This window comes from Geminocystis sp. NIES-3709, from assembly GCF_001548115.1.
Lineage (GTDB): Bacteria > Cyanobacteriota > Cyanobacteriia > Cyanobacteriales > Cyanobacteriaceae > Geminocystis.
In genome coordinates, this window is the sequence record NZ_AP014821.1 from 1,890,809 (window position 1) to 1,910,031 (window position 19,223).

At 32.7% G+C, this 19,223-nt stretch carries 14 protein-coding genes, 1 tRNA gene and 1 other RNA gene; 10 read left to right on the plus strand and 6 right to left on the minus strand.

What is annotated here, in order from left to right:
- Window positions 1–116: 116 nt before the first annotated feature.
- The 3 genes from GM3709_RS08120 (at window position 117) to GM3709_RS08130 (ending at window position 4,060) form a co-directional block, all read left to right on the plus strand.
- A complete protein-coding gene (locus GM3709_RS08120) occupies window positions 117–1,586 on the plus strand; it encodes a DnaJ domain-containing protein (protein ID WP_066118169.1) in 1,470 nt (489 codons plus the stop codon).
- Between the two features lie 126 nt (window positions 1,587–1,712).
- Complete coding sequence (locus GM3709_RS08125) at window positions 1,713–3,416, plus strand: NFACT family protein (RefSeq protein ID WP_066118171.1); 1,704 nt, start codon at window positions 1,713–1,715, stop codon at window positions 3,414–3,416.
- Window positions 3,417–3,607: 191 nt separating this feature from the next.
- Window positions 3,608–4,060 (plus strand): hypothetical protein, encoded by a 453-nt coding sequence (locus tag GM3709_RS08130; protein ID WP_066118173.1) that lies wholly within the window; start codon window positions 3,608–3,610, stop codon window positions 4,058–4,060.
- Window positions 4,061–4,598: 538 nt separating this feature from the next.
- Here GM3709_RS08130 and rpmA read toward each other — a convergent pair.
- From rpmA to ssrS, 6 genes are all read right to left on the minus strand, one after another.
- Entirely contained in the window at window positions 4,599–4,871 is a 273-nt protein-coding gene (gene rpmA / locus GM3709_RS08135; RefSeq protein ID WP_066118175.1) for a 50S ribosomal protein L27, read from the minus strand.
- 53 nt (window positions 4,872–4,924) lie between these two features.
- Window positions 4,925–5,302, minus strand: a complete 378-nt coding sequence (rplU, locus tag GM3709_RS08140) for a 50S ribosomal protein L21 (RefSeq protein WP_066118177.1) — start codon at window positions 5,300–5,302, stop codon at window positions 4,925–4,927.
- A 96-nt stretch (window positions 5,303–5,398) separates the two neighbouring features.
- Window positions 5,399–6,892, minus strand: a complete 1,494-nt coding sequence (locus GM3709_RS08145) for a GAF domain-containing SpoIIE family protein phosphatase (RefSeq protein ID WP_066118179.1) — start codon at window positions 6,890–6,892, stop codon at window positions 5,399–5,401.
- Window positions 6,893–7,162: 270 nt separating this feature from the next.
- Complete coding sequence (locus GM3709_RS08150; protein WP_066118181.1) at window positions 7,163–8,602, minus strand: folate/biopterin family MFS transporter; 1,440 nt, start codon at window positions 8,600–8,602, stop codon at window positions 7,163–7,165.
- A gap of 405 nt (window positions 8,603–9,007) precedes the next feature.
- Window positions 9,008–9,481 carry a ribosomal protein S18-alanine N-acetyltransferase gene (rimI, locus tag GM3709_RS08155; RefSeq protein WP_066118184.1) on the minus strand — a complete coding sequence of 158 codons (474 nt, stop codon included), beginning with the start codon at window positions 9,479–9,481 and terminating at the stop codon, window positions 9,008–9,010.
- A 121-nt stretch (window positions 9,482–9,602) separates the two neighbouring features.
- Window positions 9,603–9,786, minus strand: a non-coding RNA gene (gene ssrS, locus GM3709_RS08160) — 6S RNA.
- Window positions 9,787–9,923: 137 nt separating this feature from the next.
- On the opposite strand from ssrS, the gene GM3709_RS08165 reads away from it, so the two are divergent.
- From GM3709_RS08165 to GM3709_RS08195, 7 genes are all read left to right on the plus strand, one after another.
- Entirely contained in the window at window positions 9,924–10,766 is an 843-nt protein-coding gene (locus GM3709_RS08165) for a universal stress protein (RefSeq protein WP_066118185.1), read from the plus strand.
- Between the two features lie 208 nt (window positions 10,767–10,974).
- Complete coding sequence (locus GM3709_RS08170) at window positions 10,975–12,096, plus strand: site-2 protease family protein (protein WP_066118187.1); 1,122 nt, start codon at window positions 10,975–10,977, stop codon at window positions 12,094–12,096.
- Between the two features lie 110 nt (window positions 12,097–12,206).
- Window positions 12,207–13,121, plus strand: coding sequence for a DnaJ C-terminal domain-containing protein (locus GM3709_RS08175; protein ID WP_082712963.1), 915 nt, complete (start codon window positions 12,207–12,209; stop codon window positions 13,119–13,121).
- Window positions 13,122–13,287: 166 nt separating this feature from the next.
- Window positions 13,288–13,371: transfer RNA gene (locus tag GM3709_RS08180), tRNA-Leu, on the plus strand.
- Window positions 13,372–13,403: 32 nt separating this feature from the next.
- Window positions 13,404–14,087, plus strand: a complete 684-nt coding sequence (gene ispD, locus GM3709_RS08185) for a 2-C-methyl-D-erythritol 4-phosphate cytidylyltransferase (RefSeq protein ID WP_066118191.1) — start codon at window positions 13,404–13,406, stop codon at window positions 14,085–14,087.
- A gap of 192 nt (window positions 14,088–14,279) precedes the next feature.
- Entirely contained in the window at window positions 14,280–18,299 is a 4,020-nt protein-coding gene (locus tag GM3709_RS08190) for a hybrid sensor histidine kinase/response regulator (RefSeq protein WP_066118193.1), read from the plus strand.
- A 206-nt stretch (window positions 18,300–18,505) separates the two neighbouring features.
- Complete coding sequence (locus tag GM3709_RS08195) at window positions 18,506–19,192, plus strand: DUF928 domain-containing protein (RefSeq protein WP_066118195.1); 687 nt, start codon at window positions 18,506–18,508, stop codon at window positions 19,190–19,192.
- The last annotated feature ends 31 nt before the right edge of the window (window positions 19,193–19,223 follow it).

Here is a 19,223-nt window from a genome sequence, read left to right on the forward strand (position 1 = left end):
TAATTGAGAGGATTGCAATAGTTTTAAAAAATTATTGATGAAGATAGGAAACAGAAAAAGTTCACAAATGTAATTAAAATATACAAAAAAAATTATAAATGTAAAGTCACAATAAAATGTTGAGATACTATCAAATTTTGGGATTAAATGACAATGCAACAGAGGAAGAAGTAAAAAAAGCCTATCGAAGTTTAGCAAAAAAATGGCATCCCGATCGATATATTAATCAACCAGAGAAATTAGAAGAAGCGGAAAAGAAATTTAAGGAAATTGCTCAGGCTTATGCGGTTATTATCGATAATAAAAATTCTGATAAAATACCAGATTCATCAGGAATTAAAAGGAAAAAAACAGATCCTAAAGTACAATTTGATTTAGGAGTTATGGCGGTAGAAGTCAATGATTTAAGTGAGGCTTTAGATTATTTTAACTCAGCAATTAAAATTGATCCAAATTACAGAGAAGCATATATTTATCGAGCAACAATTTTAGAAAAACAGGGTTTTCAATTAAGAGCAGATAATGATTGGCGTAAAGCAAAAGAATTAAAATTAAAGGAAAGTATTAGTACTAAGATAGTTGAAAAAGATGAGCCTATTTATTCAAAGAAAAAAGAGACTTATAAATCAGAAATTAAAATAGAAATTAAGGAAAGTTTTGTTAATTCTAAACCATCTTCTTCTCAAGAATTATCATGGCAAAGAGTAAAGATTTTTAAGGCACATTCGGGAGCTATTAATAGTATTTCGATCGCCTCCAATGGTCAAATATTTGTGACAGGCAGTAATGATAAAACTATCAAAATTTGGAAGTTAAATAATGGTGAATTAGTAAGCATTCTCCCTGATCAAAAAGAGGCTATTTATAGTGTAGTGATTAGTCCAGATAGTCATTATTTGGCCACAGCTGGAAAGGATAAAAATATTAAAATTTGGAATTTGTCTCAACAGGTTTTATATGCTACGCTCGATGGATGGTTTTCTGGTCATCAAGATGAAATTTTAAGTTTAAGTTTTACTCCGGATAGTCAATATTTAGTTAGTGGTAGTAAGGATAAAACAGTAAGGATGTGGAATATTCATAATCAAGAAGAAGTTTTAAAATATACCACTTATGGTGATAAAATTTTAACAATTAATTGTGATAAAACAGGAAATTATTTAGCAACTGCTGGTTATGAACGTTGGATAAAAATATTAAACTTAAAAACAGGTAAATTAGCTAAATCTTTAAAAACAAATGCAGTAGTTACTACTGTTGCTTTTTCCCCTAATAATAAAATTTTAGCCTCTGGTGGATTCGATCGACAAATTAAGTTATGGGATTGGCAAAAAAAAGAAATTATCAGTTCCTTAATAGGGCATACTGAAACTATATCTACCTTAGCATTTGATGCCGATAATAAATTATTATTTAGTGGTAGTTGGGATAGTAGTGTGAAAATTTGGGATATAAACACTCAAGAATGTCTTTGCACTTTAAAACCCCACAGAAATGAAATTATTGCTTTAGCTGTTAGAAATAATAAGATTATTACTGGTGGAAAAGATGGTAATATCAGCTTTATAAATCATCTTTCTAAGTAAAAAAAAATCTGTGGAACTTAAATGAGTTTTAGCTTAATATCAAGTTCCAATAATTATTAATACAATACTTTATACCTTTTTTTGTGTCTTTGGGTGATACTTTTTCATAATTAATTATTGATTCCTATGCAACCTGTTGACTATACCACTCTTACTGCTATTTGTTATTCACTCAATAATAGTTATATCCCCTCTAGGTTAGAGCAAGTATATCAAATCGATCGTTATACGATTAGTCTTTGTTTACGCAATTTGCATCAAAAAGCATGGTTAACAATTTCATGGCATCCTCAAGGGGGTAGAATTTGTATTGGCAATCCTCCTCCCCGCGGGAAAGATACTTTTACTTTTAGTGAACAGTTACGGCATCTTATTAACGGTTATGCTTTAATTGGAGTGAAAATTGTTGCAGATTGGGAAAGAGTGGTAGATTTTCAGTTTGCTAAACGCCCAAATGAATCTCCCCTATATCATTTATATGTGGAAATAATGGGGAAATATAGCAATGTTATTCTCACTTCTAGTGATGATCAAATTATCACTGTTGCAAAACAGATTACTGCGGATAAATCTAGTTTGCGTACAGTAGAAACAAGCCAAATTTATCAATTACCTCCTGCCCTTACAGGAGAAACGCCAAAATTAACAGAATCCCTAGAAAAATGGCGAGAAAAAATCAATTTAATTCCAGGAAGAATTGATAAACAATTGATCAAAACCTATCGAGGTGTTAGTCCGATTATCGCTCAAGATTTACTTACTCGATCGAATATTTTATCAGAAAAATCAAATCAAGAACTAACCGAAGAAGAATGGCAAAATTTGTATGAAAATTGGCAACATTGGTTAAAAATTATTGAAAATAAAAAATTTAATTTTAAAGAAACGAATAAAGGATATACAGTTTTAGCTGATGGTGTAGAAAATCAAGACTTACACAAAATTTTAAATTTTTATTACAATACAAATATTTATCAAGAAAATTTTAATCAATTAAAACAACAATTGTCCCAAAAACTTAAAAATATCTTAACTAAATTGTCAATAAAAAGAGATAAATATAAAGAAAAACTAAATGACTCTGATCAATGTGAAATTTATAGCAATCAAGCTGATTTATTAATGGCTAATTTACATCAATGGCAACTAGGAATGAAAGAAATAATTGTCAATGATTTTACTACCAATCAACCCGTAAAAATTAATTTAGTACCTGACAAAAATATCATTCAAAATGCCCAAAGTTTATATAGACAAAATCAAAAATTGAAACGGGCAAAATTGGCTGTGAAACCATTATTAGAAGAGGTAGAAAATGAAATTAATTATTTACAGCAAATTGCCACAAATTTGACTCAATTAGATTATCAAGATACAGAAGATTTAACTACATTACAGGAAATAAAAGGTGAATTAATTAGTCAAAAATACATCGAAGATAAACAATATCGTGGTAATAACATAGTAGAAGAATCTCATCCTCGATGTTATCAAACTCCTTCAGGTTATGAGGTTTTAGTCGGACGCAATAATCGTCAAAATGATATTTTAACCTTTCGTACGGCGACAGATTATGACTTATGGTTTCATGCACAAGAAATTTCAGGTTCTCATGTTTTATTACGTTTGAGTGCAGGAGATGTTCCCGATGATAAAGATTTACAATATACGGCTAATTTAACAGCTTATTATAGTCAAGCTAGGGAAAGCGATCGAGTGCCTGTAATTTATACTAAACCTAACTATGTATATAAACCAAAAGGAGCAAAACCCGGCATGGTAATTTATACTAGAGAAACGGTTATTTGGGGGCAACCCTCTGCAATATAATGACACCGATTTTTATAGAGTATTTCTAAATTATAAATAAATTAAGTTGTAAAAAAAACAATAAAAATTTTATAAAATATAATATCTTTCAACACATTTTTTTGTACACAAATGATTTAAGATTTCCATAGTATTATTTTGAATATTTTAATCAAAAATAAATTAAATATGAAGGTTTAAATTAAAAAAAGATGAAATTTAAAAATCTCTTTGCTTTTATGTTTGTGACAACGACAATAATTAATATTGATTCAGTATTTGCCAGTTGCGATATTACAAAACAAATTTATCGAGACGTTGATGGTAAAGGATTTGAATTGAGATTTAATAATCCTCCTTCTAACTCTGCCCTACATTTTGCCACAGTAGTATTGTATCATCCTAAACGAAATAATATTGGTGTTTTTAAAGTAGGCACTTCTCAAGGATTTGGAACTATTTATCTTGAGCCTCAAACTGAGTCAGAGAATAATATAACTGCTTATTTCTTTGATTCTCAGTTAAAAAGTGTGGAAAATTATAACTTAGGAGAATTTCTTTTTATTTCAGGTTTAGGGTCATGGGATTGGTATGATAATCAAATGAATAACAGTAGAGAAATTGTTCTTGGCAATTCTATGTGGAAATTTGATAGATGTCAGTAAGTATAAAAAACAAATATTTAATTTCAAAATACTTATTTAATTTAATACAATTATTACCTTTGTAAATAAAAGTTTCCATTAGTATTAGTATCTAAGTTTTATAATCTAGTCAGCAAGTATATTTTTACCTAATAAAAATAAGGTCAAAAGTGTTAAGTTGTTGAGTAAAAATCGCTAAAACTGCAGACTTTTTTGTTAATGTAGTATGTAAAAACTTTTGATTTTAATAGGTTTATAATTTATTCAGCAGAGCCTATTTACAAAAAAAATCCCTCCAAAAACAAAGATATTCTTTAATCTTACTAATTATTAATCAAATAAAATGGAGAATAAAATAGTATTGGAAGGAAATTAATCTAAGTTCGATGAAAAAATATTGTCGAAAGGGTAGGTATTAGCTATTGTTAAGTTAAATTTCTTGTCAAAATTAGTAATTGATTACTTCTTCTTTAATGGAAAAAAGGGTAAAAGCTAATCGCTATCTTCACCCATAAATTTCATATCGAACTCAAGTAAATTAGATGAAAATCGATCGAATTTAAGCAACTTCAGCTACAGGTGTGGCATAAACACTAACTTTTTTACGACTAGCTGTTTTATACTCGAATGTAACAATACCTTCAATTAAGGCAAAAAGAGTATCATCTTTACCGATACCTACATTATTACCCGGATAAATTTTAGTACCACGTTGACGCACTAAAATATTACCAGCTTTGACTAATTCACCGCCATAACGCTTAACGCCTAACCGCTTAGAATTAGAATCTCTACCGTTTCTTGTACTACCTGTACCTTTTTTATGTGCCATTAATTTTAACTCCTAGTAAATTTATTTTATACTTTAAAGATATTTAGCTGAATCTATGCTTCAACAGCAACTTCTGTCTCAACAACTTCTATAGATTCCTGTGCTAACACATTGCCACCCAAGTTAATAGAATTAATCATTAGACGGGTTAACTCTTGTCTATGACCTCTTTTTTTACGGGTTTTCTTTTTAGGTTGCATTTTATAAACTATAACCTTTTTACCACGACGATGACCAATAATTGTACCGCCAACGTTACCACCTTCGATGTAAGGTTGTCCAATATGAATCTCATTCTCGTGATTAATTAATAATACTTTATCGATTACTAATTCTTCATCTAATTCTACACCGATTCTATCTACATCATAAAATCTACCGGGTTCAACTTTTAGTTGTTTACCACAGATTTCGATTACTGCGTAAGTCATATTTATTTCCTTTTGATATACTGCCGTACAGGTAGCAGAGTTTATTTTTCTGCTTCTCTTACCTGATCCGAACACGATTTAAGACACGATCGTTTATTATATCTTGATCGAGGTATCTGTGTCAACAGTTTCATAATTAACACCACAGACGATCGAATCATTAGGATCAAATTTAACTACAATTAAAGTCATATCATCAGTATTTTTATGACCAACTCCAATAAAGTTTTGTATTTCTCGAAAAATATGATGTAGAATATCATCTGCACAATCGTAATTTTGACAGGCATAATCAAAAGAAATATGCAAATTATCTTCTTCAAATCTTTGATTATTCTGATTTACCGCATCAGTTAAACCATCGGTATAGTAGAGAATTATATCATTTAACTCTAAATTAATACATTTGTCCTTATATTCTGAATTTGACTGTAAACCAATTAACATTCCTTCTGTATCTAGTCGAAGGATTTTTTTCTCTCTCTCACGCCATAGCAAAGGAGGATTATGGGCAGCATTAGCATAGCGTAATATTTGACTTTGAGGATCATATTCTGAATAGAATAAAGTTACAAAACGATGAGAATTTTCTAAATCTGCATACATTACCCGATTCAAATGCTCTAATACCCTTGCCGGAGAATGACGGTTTAATACTTCTGCTCGTAACATTCCCCTCGTCATCGTCATAATTAATCCAGCAGGTACACCCTTGCCCATAACATCCCCGATTACAATACTCCAAGGTTCGCAGGGTGCATTGGCAATTTGTGCAGAATTTTCACTCCACTGATCATAATTTACGGGGATAAAATCATAATAGTCTCCTCCCACTCTATTGGCTGTTTCACATTTAGCGGCTATCTGTAAACCCTTAATAATAGGACATTTTCTCGGTAACAATCGAGATTGAATTTCTGAGGCTATTTCTAATTCTCTATCTTGACGCTCTTTTGATCTTAATTCTACTGTCAGTTCATGATTTGCGATCGCCACTGCAGTTTGATCTGCCACTAATTGAGCCAATTTTTTACGAGTTTGAGTCCATAAATACTCTGAATCCTGACTAAAAATATATAAACGTCCTCTTTCAGTATTTTTGATTAAAATAGGAGTACTAAAAATATTTAAAAAAAGAGATAATTTTTCTTCAAATTTATCTTGAACAAAAGAAGAGAAAGAGTCTATGTGAGGTAAAGAATTAATATCTTTTTCTAATTGTTTTTGATAACTATTAATATCTTCAACAACCCCTTCAAAAGAAGAAAAAATTTTGTCTCTATATTGATTATTTTGACAATAAATCTGTTCTAGCTTAATGTTATTATTTTTACCATAAAGAATTAAAGCACCACCATCAGCATCAGTAACCCTAGCAACCATTAAAGGAGTCAACTCCAAAAATTGATTTAGATTATTAAAACTACGCAAAGCAAAACTTAAAGAACTAAGTAAATTTTGAATTTTATTTTGTTCTTTTTGTAAACTGGCAACTAATTCTTTTAATGCCAAAACAGGAGAATAATTATCCCCTTGAAAAGCATTTTTTACATTTTCCGAATTGAGAGAATTATGGTTAAAAATAGACACAGAAATATCTTCACAACTCCTAAAAATTTACTTATTATAACAAGAATATTTAACTGATGTAATTCCTTCCATTTTTTCAAAAGAAGATTTTTTAACAAAAAATATCATTAAGATACTTATAATAATCACAGTCATCGTCTGATGTTACGATGTAACCTTAAAATCTCAAAATTCCTTCAGTGTTCTAGTGTCTTGGTGTCATAATTTTATGGGTTAACGATTAAGAAAGTATATCAACTATTTATCAAATGTCAAGAGAAGAATAAATAATTAATTATCTTCACCTCGTCTCCCATTACTAATAGTAAGCATAACTTCAGGCATAATATCTTGACCTAAAAAAGCTCCAGAGGTATGATGTTCATAAACTTCAGATATAGGCAACTCATCCACTTTCATTTGTAATTGAGGATCTTCATTAGGTAATAATTTCAGTAAGGGCAAGGGTAATAAACTGGATAAATTGGTGATAAGTAATAATAACCAAAGATGTTCAAAATTAGTTTCTGTTATTCCTAACCAATGGGTTAATAAAGCACCTAACTCATGAGATAATAATCCTGCTAAATTCCATATAGACATTAAAAGGGCAAAAAAACTAGCTTCGATGCCTTCAGGACAAAGACGTGCTGACAATACTAATACAGGCATAAAGGCAATTTGTCCCATTACCGTTAAAACAAGACTATCTCCTAAGCTAAACCAATGATCATCAATGCCTAAAGTACGGTTAAAATGGGTAACAAGAATTAAACTTGTCATGCCTAAAAGAGAAGATAACACAACACTCCATCCCAACATCACTCGAAAAGGGATTTGTTTAAGCCATATTTGATAACAAAATACACCCATTAGTGCGGCTAAACTGGTTATTAATCTTATTCTACCCAAAAATTCGGCGGTGAATCCTAATTCATTGGTGGAAAAGAAGAAAAAAGCAGAATCAGCACTAGGTGTACCTTGCCAAAGGGCAATAAAGATAACAGGAGCTAAAATTGATTTTTTGGTGATAGTATCCCATAATTGCTTAATTTGACTTTTAAATGGGCTAGATATAGCTTCTTTTTCTATCGGCTTTTCTATAATTAACCCCGCAATGCCAACTACGAATAAAGGAAAACAGGCAGTAACTAAAAATACTTGATGATTGCTAAAATGTTGTAAAAGTGAACCACTGAAATAAGCTGTAATTAATCCCCCTAAAGCAGAACAGCCCCATGTTACAGACTGTAAAGAACCCGATTTTACCAAAGACTCATTTTTTGCTCTTTCTACTACTACGGAGTCAACAATAACATCACTCATCGCAACGGATAAGGAAGTAAATAAAATGGCAGTAGTTGCACTCCAAGCATTATTAACTAATGTACCTAAACTTAACCATGCGATCGTGCCTAAAATACCGGATAAAAAGAGATAACTGCGACGACGATAACCGAAAAGAGGTTTACCATCACTTAAAAAACCGATAATTGGCTTAGTTACCCAGGGAATCGCCGCAATACCCATTAGAGCAGAAACTTGGGCAGGTGACAACATTAATTCGTCTTTGAGGAAAAAACTAACAGCGAGTCTAGCTAATCCTAAAATACCTTGCACAAAATATACTGTCAGAATAGCAAATAATTCTGGGGTAAGTTTATTCCCAAATAATAGCTTATCTTCTATGTATTCCTTGATTTTAGTTGGTTGATAAATATTAATAAACATTAACAATCCTAAAGTTTTGTTGCTTAGTTTATACTATACTAGCTTGACTTTTTTTTAATTATTAGTAAATAACCTAATATTACCTTAGTTCGATATATAAAACCTCGAAAAATAAAGTGTCCAAAGTCGTAACGGACTCAATTTTCCTCGTGAAAAAAACAATTAAATTTAGTTAAAAATTTTCTAAAATCAATTTACAAACAGTTTATCTCAATTATAAATACTGTTTCTTATTCCTTGTTCCTTTTTCTCTATCTTCATCAATAATTTCATGTCGAACTAAGGTTAACATTGATAAAAGTTTTATCTTTGTCAACATTTTTAGGTATTGTTTTAATATTATGATTCGATCGAATCGTGGTTAATTAACTATAAGTTTTAGTGAAGATTACTGATAAATATAATCTAACTTTGTTTATCAAAATTTTTCCACAAAATCAAAGCATCTTCTCCTGTTTTCTTATAATAATTTTTTCTTCTTCCTGCCTCTTTAAACCCAAATTGCTTATATAAATTTAAGGCTTTTTTATTATTTTCTCCTACTTCTAAAGTTGCCCTTTCTAAATTTCTATTTTCTGCTTCTTCCAGTAATTTCGCTAACATTAATTTACCGAAACCTCTCCCTTGAAAATTAGGATGAGTAGCCAAAATAGTTAAATGAGCTTCATCAACAATTGACCAAAAACAACCTAAACCAATAACCTTTTCATTTTCACCGAAATTTATAGTAAGAATTAATAAACAACTATTTGGGCTTTCAATCTCTCTTGTATAACCATCTAAACTCCATAAACCTCCAAAACAAAGATTATCTAATTCTAATACTTGGGTTAATTCTTTTTCCGTAAGAGGTTTAATCTTAATTATTTCTAAAATCATTAATTAAATGGAATCGGAGGAGTCTGAAGAAGTATCCAAAGTAAAGGGCTTTAAATGTTGTTTAATTTAAAAACAATTAGTTGTAATTGAAGAATTATTCTAATAAAATAGCATTTACTTATTATAAACCACTACGCCGTTTTACCTCAGTTTATGACCTGGATAACCAGGTGGACACCAATGATTCTGTTTTCGTTTCCGAGTACTAACGCTCGGTTTACTGCTACGAGAACTCAATTAGTTTCCTTATAACTCAAGTATAGATCAAAAAACTTGATTGGCAGTCACCAACGTAGTAGTCAATATTAGTAACTATGATAATGATTTACTCTTTTTTGAGCAACTATTTTTTTCCTTTACTCTTTACAAAATGTTAGATTTGACCGTGCCTAATCGCTGTATTTTAGAGATAAAGACTTTTATAAAAATGAAATTGTAAGATATGTTAGATAAAATTTTATATGCAGATTCGGGAAATGGAAATACTCAAGAAATGCTCAAAACTTTGTTAGATATTCCTGCTTTTCAAAACAGTGAAATTACCATTCTCCATGTTATACCCCCTCAAGCGTCTGCGGATGCCTTAGCAGAAAAATGGGAAGAAGGCGGAAAAATACTATCAGATATCGTTAAAAATGTTAATATTAATCCCACTAAGGTTTCAACTATTTTAAAACAAGGTGATCCTAAAGACACGGTTTGTAATACGGCACTAGAGGTTAATGCTGATCTTATTTTAATGGGTTCGAGAGGTTTAAAACGTCTGGAGTCTTTCTTAGAAAATTCTGTGAGTCAATACGTCTTTCAATTAAGCGATCGACCTATGTTACTGGTGAAAGATGATATATATGTCCGTAAAATTAAACGGGTAATGTTAGCCCTAGACAAATCAGAGTCTTCTGAATATGCCTTAGAATTAACTTTATATATGCTCAGAGACTATCGAGAAGCAGAATTATACCTAGTCAGAATCAATCCTGATATGAGTCCTGATTTAGAACTATCGACGGCTGAAATGGCACAAAATCCTATTTTAGCTCCAGCTTTGATGAAAGCAAAACGTATGGGAATTAGCACTAAGTGTATTGTAAGTGGTGGCAGACCGGGCAAACAAATTTGTCAATTAGCTGAGGATAAAAACATCGATTTGTTACTATTAGGATCTCCCGATCGACGACCTTCTGTTGCCAAAAACTTAGTTGATTTAGATCGTTTATTAGGAACTTCTTTATCCGATTATATTCGAGTAAATGCAAATTGTCCTGTTTTTTTAGTCCGCAAATAGCAAATTTAAGAAGACTAGGAGATAAGGAATTACTCATTAAAAAAATCAAGTCTCAACTGTTAACCGAACTTTTTTTGGTAGATTACCGTAATTTTGAAAAAACTAGACTTTTTAACAATCTCCTACAATAGAAGTTAAGCAGATTAAACGATCGAGCTAAAAAAACACAAAGCAATTTTAACAAACTTTGTATAGGAGATTAATTTTTATGAATGGAAATATCAGAGTTGGAAGTTTATTTGGTATCCCCTTCTATATTCATCCCTCATGGTTTTTAGTCTTAGGATTGATGACTTTAACCTATGGCACTGATTTAGCCTATCAAACAGGATTACCCGGTATCTTACCTTGGGTATTGGGACTATTCACCTCTTTACTTTTATTTTCTTCTGTTTTAGCCCATGAATTAGGTCATAGTTTTGTGGCAATGGCACAAGGTATCGAAGTTAAATCGATCACTTTATTTATTTTTGGTGGTTTAGCGGCCTTGGAAAAAGAGTCAAAAACCCCCGAACAAGCCTTATTAGTGGCGATCGCAGGTCCTTTAGTTAGTTTACTCTTATTCGCTTTATTTACCATCATTGCCATCAATTTTCAGCTACCTCTTGCCTTTAGCTTAATAATCTCCTTACTAGCTACGATTAACTTTATTTTGGCAATGTTTAACATGATCCCCGGACTTCCCTTAGACGGTGGTAATGTTTTAAAAGCTATTGTTTGGAAAGTAACAGGCAATCCCCAAAAAGGCGTAATTTTTGCGGGAATGGTAGGACAATTTTTTGGTTGGACAGCCATTATTATTGGTGCTTTAGGTACATTAAACGTCATCGGCTTTGGTAATTTTTGGACAGTATTTATCGGTTGGTTTTTATTACAAAATGCAGGTACTGCCGCCCAATCTGCCAGAATTGAAGATAAATTAAATCACTACACTGCCGCCGATGCTATTTTACCTGAAAGCCCAGTGGTGAAAGACAGCTTAACCTTGAGAGAATTTGCCAATGAATATGTTATCGGGAAACAACAATGGCGTAAATTTTTAGTGACTAATGAAGAAGGTATTTTAATCGGTGTTTTGAATGTGGATGACTTAAAATCGATCGGTACTTCTCTATGGAATGATACTCTAGTATCGGATTTAATGAAATCAAAAACAGAAGTAAAAACTGTCATTGATACCCTTTCATTGTTAGAAGTAGTTAAACTAATAGAACAACAATCAGAACAAGAATTAACTGTAGTTAAAGAGAATGGTTTTGTGGTAGGACTAATTGAAAAACAAGCTATCATTAAATTTTTACAATCTCAAATGACTACGGCAACCAGTTAAGCTGGTGAGAAGGGAAAAAGTTGACAGTTGACAGTTAATAGTTGATAGTTAATACTTGACCGTTATTAATTCCTAATTTCTAATTCCTAATTACTTATCAATCGATACCAGTGACCAATTATTATGCAATTTTGGGGGTAAGAAGGGATGCCACCCCAGAAGAAATAAAAAAAGAGTTTCGTAGTTTAGCAAGACGTTATCATCCTGACGTAAATCAGGGAGATGCTACTGCGGAAGAAAAATTTAAGCAGATCAATGAGGCTTATGATGTTCTTTCCGATGATCAAAAACGTCAACTCTATGATAATCAACTCTTTGGCACTGCTAAACGTGGAATAGGACGTTCTAACGGTTTTACACCACCTAAAAATTTTCAAGGTTTTTGGGATAATATCAGTTCCAATAATGGCAAAACCAGAATTTCTTCTAATCCTACTCGCCCCATCAGAGATTATAGTCCGGGTACTGTAAGAGAAGTCAAACCGATTACTCCCCGTTCTCAACCGAAAGATATTGAAGCTAAATTGGATTTACCTTTAGAAAAGGCTTTTTCAGGTGGTAGAGAAAGAATAAAGTTAGAAGATGGTCGATCGCTTGAAGTTGATATGCCATCAGGAATGTATCATGGTCAGAAAATTCGCCTTAAAGGGCAAGGTATTCGAGGGGGAGATTTGTACTTAAAAATTTTAATTTCACCTCATCCTATTTTCCAATTACAAGGATCTGACATTTCTTGTGAAATTCCCTTAACTCCCGCAGAAGCTATTGTAGGAGGCTCGATCGAAGTACCTACCATCGACGGATTAGTTAAAATGAATGTACCAGAGGGAGTCAAGTCTGGACAAAGATTAAAATTAGCGAATAAAGGTTATCCTAACATTCGAGGAGAAAGAGGAGATCAATTAATAATTATCCAAGTGGTTGCACCTTCAGAAGTTACCGAAGCCGAAAAGAAATTATACGAACAAATCAAGGAAATTGAGCAATTTAAACCCCGTCAAAAACTCATAAATTATTATAAATAATCGATCGTCAAATTTTGATACACTTTATTACAATTATTAATACTATTTGGGATTCCCTCTCTTGCTCAATAATTTTATTTTGAATAGAGGTGAGAACGAGTCGATCTAATTGATTGTATGCAAGATAGTGATCAAATACGCTAAAATTTCTAAGGAAACAATTAATGCAGGACTGGCGGAATTGGCAGACGCGCTAGATTCAGATTCTAGTGTTCGCAAGGACTTCCGGGTTCAAGTCCCGGGTTCTGCATCTTAAATTTTTAGTACGTTAGTTTGCAGATTATGTATTTATTAATTCCAGCGGCAGGAATGGGCAAAAGAATGGGAAGTCCTCAAAATAAATTATTATTGACTTTAAAGAATAAACCTTTATTAGCATGGACATTAATCGCAGCTAATGAGTCAAAAAGTATAGAATGGGTTGGAATTATGGGGCAATCTTACGATTTTCCATTATTTGAGGACATTATCACCCTAGTTAACCCTTCTAAACCTGTTAAATTAATTAAAGGGGGAGATACTAGACAAGAATCTGTCTATAATGGCTTACAAGCATTACCTAACAACGCGCAAAAAGTGTTAATTCATGATGGAGCAAGATGTTTAGCTACTCCTGAATTATTCGATCGATGTGCTGAAACTTTATTACATTCTCAAGGATTAATAGCCGCTATACCGGTTAAAGATACCATCAAAATAGTTAATCACGATCGAATAGTCACAGATACTCCTCCAAGGGAAAATTTATGGGCGGCTCAAACTCCTCAAGGTTTTGATGTACAACTATTAAAAGAGTGTCACGAAAAAGGATTAAGTTTCGGTTGGGAAGTAACGGATGATGCTGCATTGTTGGAAAAATGTGGTTTTCCCGTAAAAATAGTTGAGGGTGAAGAAACTAACCTAAAAATAACAACTCCTATGGATTTAACGATCGCAGAATTTATTCTCAAAAATTTAAGATACTAAGACACAATAAAATGTAAAGATCTTAATCCTCATAAAAACTTTTTCAGCAAACCTTAAATTCACTGTTCATTTTGTCTTGAAAATAGCTATTATTAAACATATAGTTAGTGTTTAGTGACTGTTGAGACCAAAATGCTAACTGCGATACTATTTTTTCCATTGTTTAGAGTCGAAACTTCTTGAGAAAAAGCTATGATTACCAGTGAACAAGCCAGTCAAAACCAAAAACTCTACAAACAGACACTAATACGTCTCGGCGAGATGTTAAAAATCCTCAAGGAAGGAGATAATAGCCGTAATCGAGAACATATCAAATCCCATTGTGATTTTTTGTCTATTCAAGGAAAAAAACTAAATCTTTTTGGTTGGGTAGAAGTGATGGAAACGTCAAAAATGGCAATTCTAAATCCAGAAAATGATTATGACTCTACGACTAAATTAATTATTAAAGAAATCAAAAAAGCCGGAGAATATCTGGTAAAAAATGAAATTAATTCTATTTTTGTCGGAGATAGTTTACAAGTTTTAGCACCTAACGCTCGATCGAGATTGATGGATTTAGAAACAGTCTATATCGATGCCGCAGAGATCAAAATGGCTCAAGAAGAAGCATATAATCCTACTCCTACTCTTCAAAAAGACTTATGGCGAGAAACGAACATCGACTTTAATCCCCCCATTCCTGAACCAGTACAATTAGAAAACAACGATTCTATTCCAGATGATGAAGAAGATAGTGATATATTCTTTGCTGATTTAGGACTATCCGATGATGATAGTTTACTTGATGATTGGTTAGATGATGATTCTTTTGCTGATGAAAATCAACACATTAGCGCCGTATTTGTGGGAGAAGAAGATTTTAATATTCCTGTTCAAAATTCTGATGATGATGATCTAAGTAATTTATTTGATGACAATGACAATGAACATCAGTCGATCGATCAATGGACAGATGACAAAGAAATTAGTCATCATGAAAATTCTGATGATTGGGAATTTTTACTAGATGAAGATCAAGATGAATCTGTTATCATTTCTGCTCATAGTGAAATTGACGAAGTGTCTGATGATTTAGAGGATTTATTTGACGACAATCCTTCGCAAGAAAAATATAAAGTAACAATTATTCAAGAAAACTTTGATGGGGATGATCTAGATGATTTATTTACACAAAGCGTTAGAAGTACAGTTATTATTGATGATCCTCAAGCTGAATTAGAAGGTATTTTAAATAATCTTGATGATTTAGAAATAGAAGATGATTTTCCCAGTACTGGTACTTTTAATACCTATCAAATCTTACAACCTGTTAAACGCAAACAACCCCATGTTCTAGTTTATGATGATTTTGAAGACTTAAATACTCTACTCACTAATAATTTTCAGTGGATAGAATCTCAAGACATATTTTCTGATTTAGAATCGATTATTTTCAATTCCGTTATTAACTATTATGATGATCAGGCTGATTTAGAAAAACTGGTTAATTCCTCTCGTCGTAATGTAGAAGAAGTTAATTGGCAAGAGTTAAGCAATATTGTGGAAGATTTACCAACAAAAGAATTTTCTAGCAATAAAAAAACTACCAAAAATCAAGACACTCTCAGTGGATTAAGTGATTTAGATCAATTATTGGCACAAGCAGGACAAGTTAGCGGTAAACAAAAACAAAAATGGACTCGTCCTCAAAATAATCTCCCCGCCAAAACTCAACCCAAAATATTTGAGCAAAGTATGAGGGTATCGGTTAAACAACTAGATAACTTAAATAACCTCATCGGGGAAATGGTTGTTCGTCGTAATCGTCTTGAGGAAGATCAAGATAAATTAAGACAGTTTTTAGAAAATCTTCTCTCTCATGTACAGAATCTCAGTGATGTGGGAGCAAGAATGCAAGATACCTATGAAAGAAGTTTGTTAGAAGGTGCTTTGATTGATAGTCGTAAAAAAAATGAAGCCACCGTAAAAGCCCAATTAGCAAGAGCAGAAAGTCGATCGCAAAGTGGTGTCGGGCGATCAGAATCTACCTATTTCGGAAATAGTGATAATGGAGGCACTACAGAAAACAATAAATTTCAACCTCCAGAATTAGATGAACTCGAATTAGACCGTTTTACGGGATTTCACCTCCTGGCACAAGATATTTTGGAGTTGATTGTACGGGTGAGAGAGTCAACTTCTGATATTCAATTCCTTGTGGATGAAACAGATCAATTAGGCAGAAATTTGCGTCAGGTGACAACTCAGCTTCAAGAGGAAATTAACAAATCTCGCATGGTTTCTTTTTCTCAAAATGCCGATCGTCTTCCTTTACCCATTCGTAAAATTGCTGAAGGATATAACAAGCAAATTAAACTCAAGGTAGAAGGTAGAGAAGTATTAATCGATAAAATGATTCTTGAACATTTATGGGATCCTCTTTTACAAATTACCAAAAACTGTGTAACTCATGGTATTGAACTTCCCGAAGAACGAGAGTCGATCGGAAAACCTCCTATGGGTACAATTACTGTAAGAGCCTTTTTACAAGGGCCTCAAACGGTTATATCGGTATCGGATGATGGTGCAGGAATTGATCCTCAAAAAATTAAGAAAAAAGCAATTCAAAACAAATTAATAACCCCTGCTCAAGCTCAAAATCTCAAAGATCAAGATATTTACGAATTTCTATTTCATGCAGGTTTTACCACCAAAGAAAAAGCCGATAGTCACGCAGGTAGAGGTGTTGGTTTAGACATTGTTCGGACTAAATTAAACGAAATCAGAGGAAGTGTAACTGTTGATTCCACCCCCGGTATGGGTACAACTTTTACTATCCGTTTACCGCTTACCCTAAGCATTGGAAAAGCACTATGTTGCATGAATGATAATACCCGTATTGCTTTTCCCATCGATGGAATTGAAGATACCAAAGATTATTCTGCTAGTGAAATTAAAGTTAATGCTCAAGGACAAAAATGTATTCTTTGGAAAAATACTCTACTTCCCTTCCGTCCTCTTAGTACTTTGATGAATTATAATCGTCAAATTACTCGAAGTATTATATATACTAGCAATGCTCAAGACGAAACAATCCCCATCGTTATTTTGAGAGGTGGCAACAATTTATTAGCCATTCAAGTAGATCAAGTATTAGGCCAAGAAGAAATCGTTATTAAACAAATTTCTGGCCCTTTACCTAAGCCTAAAGGTATTGCAGGCGCTACGGTACGCAGTGATGGTATTGTTATGGCGATCGGAGATGTAATCGAGTTAATTGAAATTGCTCAAGGTAATTTAAGCACTAAAGTCCATGTGGATATGCCAGAAGGTTTCCAATACGATCGTACTGTTTTTGCTGAACCTGTCAAAACTCAACCATTAATCTTAATCGTAGATGATTCTATCACCGTTAGAGAAATGTTGTCGATGAGTTTAAGCAAAGCCGGTTATCGATTTGAACAAGCCAGAGACGGACAAGAAGCATGGCAAAAACTTCGATCGGGCTTACCCTGTGATATTGTATTCTGTGATATTGAAATGCCTAGAATGAACGGTTTAGAACTCTTACAACATATACAAGAAGATCCTGAACTAAATCATATTCCCGTAGCAATTTTATCTTCTCGTGGTGCAGAAAAACACCAACGAATCGCCGCCGAATTGGGCGCTTCCGCTTATCTCATTAAACCTTATGTAGATTCAGATCTTCTTGAGTCAACCAAAAAAATGTTGGAAGGAGAAGTCTTATTAACAGGTAGTACAAAACAACCTAAACTAAAAGCTAATAAATCAACCTTGCCTCCTCAACAACAAAGTACTTCTACTGGAAAGAAAAAAACTAAATCGTCTCCTATGGTTTTAATTATTGACGATTCAGTGGTAGTAAGGGAAATGCTATCTATGACCTTTAAAAAAGCTGGTTATCAAGTAGAACAAGCTAGAGATGGTCAAGACGCATGGGATAAGGTGGTCGATGGTTTACCCTGTGATCTCCTATTGTGTGATATTGAGATGCCTCGTATGAACGGTTTAGAATTGTTAGCAAAAATGCAACAGGACGAGAATTTATCGAAATTACCTGTGGCAATGGTAACATCCCGTGGGGCAGAAAAACATCGTAAAATTGCGGCCGATTTGGGTGCTAAAGCCTATTTTACCAAACCCTATTTGGAGGAAGAGTTATTAAATGCGGCCCAAAAATTAATTAAAGGAGAAGTGTTATTGTAAAAAAATAGTGAATAGTGAATAATTATTACCTTTCCCACTTCAAGGGAACATTTGTTGTTTATTATTTATCATTAGTTATACTTTTAAAGAATAATTTTGGGTAAAGATAGCATTATGAATGATATTCATTTTTCTTTTATCAAGGGGAAGTGTGTAAGTCTGAAATCAAATTATGAGCTTCAATAGTATATTTGGAGATAAATCCCATGTTAAAAATTCAAAGCAAATCAGTTATTTTCGTTAGCTTATTTATGGCGATCGTGCCTTTTGTTGATATTTTTTCTTCAGTAAAAGCGATCGAATTTCCCAATGCACCAAAAAGAGAAGCACCTCAAAGTACTGCGGCAGGAGGAAGAAGAGGAGGTTGTGTGAGTGGCAATATTCCTATTATGCCTTTAACTCCTAGCAAAGATAATTCTGTGAAAACTGTTTCTCCTCAACCAGAATTTTTTGTTTATATTCCCCCAACTAAAGCTAAATTTGTGCAGTTTGTTCTAAAAGATGAGACAGGCAACACTTTAGATAGTCAAGAAATGGGTATAACTGAAGGGGATCAAGTTGTAACTATAAATGTAGGAGAAAAAGTTAATTTAGAAACAGACAAAAAATATACTTGGGAAATATCATTAATATGTAATCCGATGATAATCAATACCAGTAATTACACTAAAGGAATAATAGAAAGAGTATCTTTAGAAGATAATGTTAAAAAAGAACTATTAGCAAATAAAGACATCGTCAAACAAGCGGAAATTTATGCTAATAATAATATTTGGCAAGATACAATCTCTTTAGTGGCTAGTGTCAAAGAATCTCAACCTCAACAGTGGGAAGAATTGTTAACATCAGTGGGATTGGAAAATTTGGCTGACAAAAAATTAATTAATCAATAGATGAATGATTAATAATTAAAAAATAAAAAAC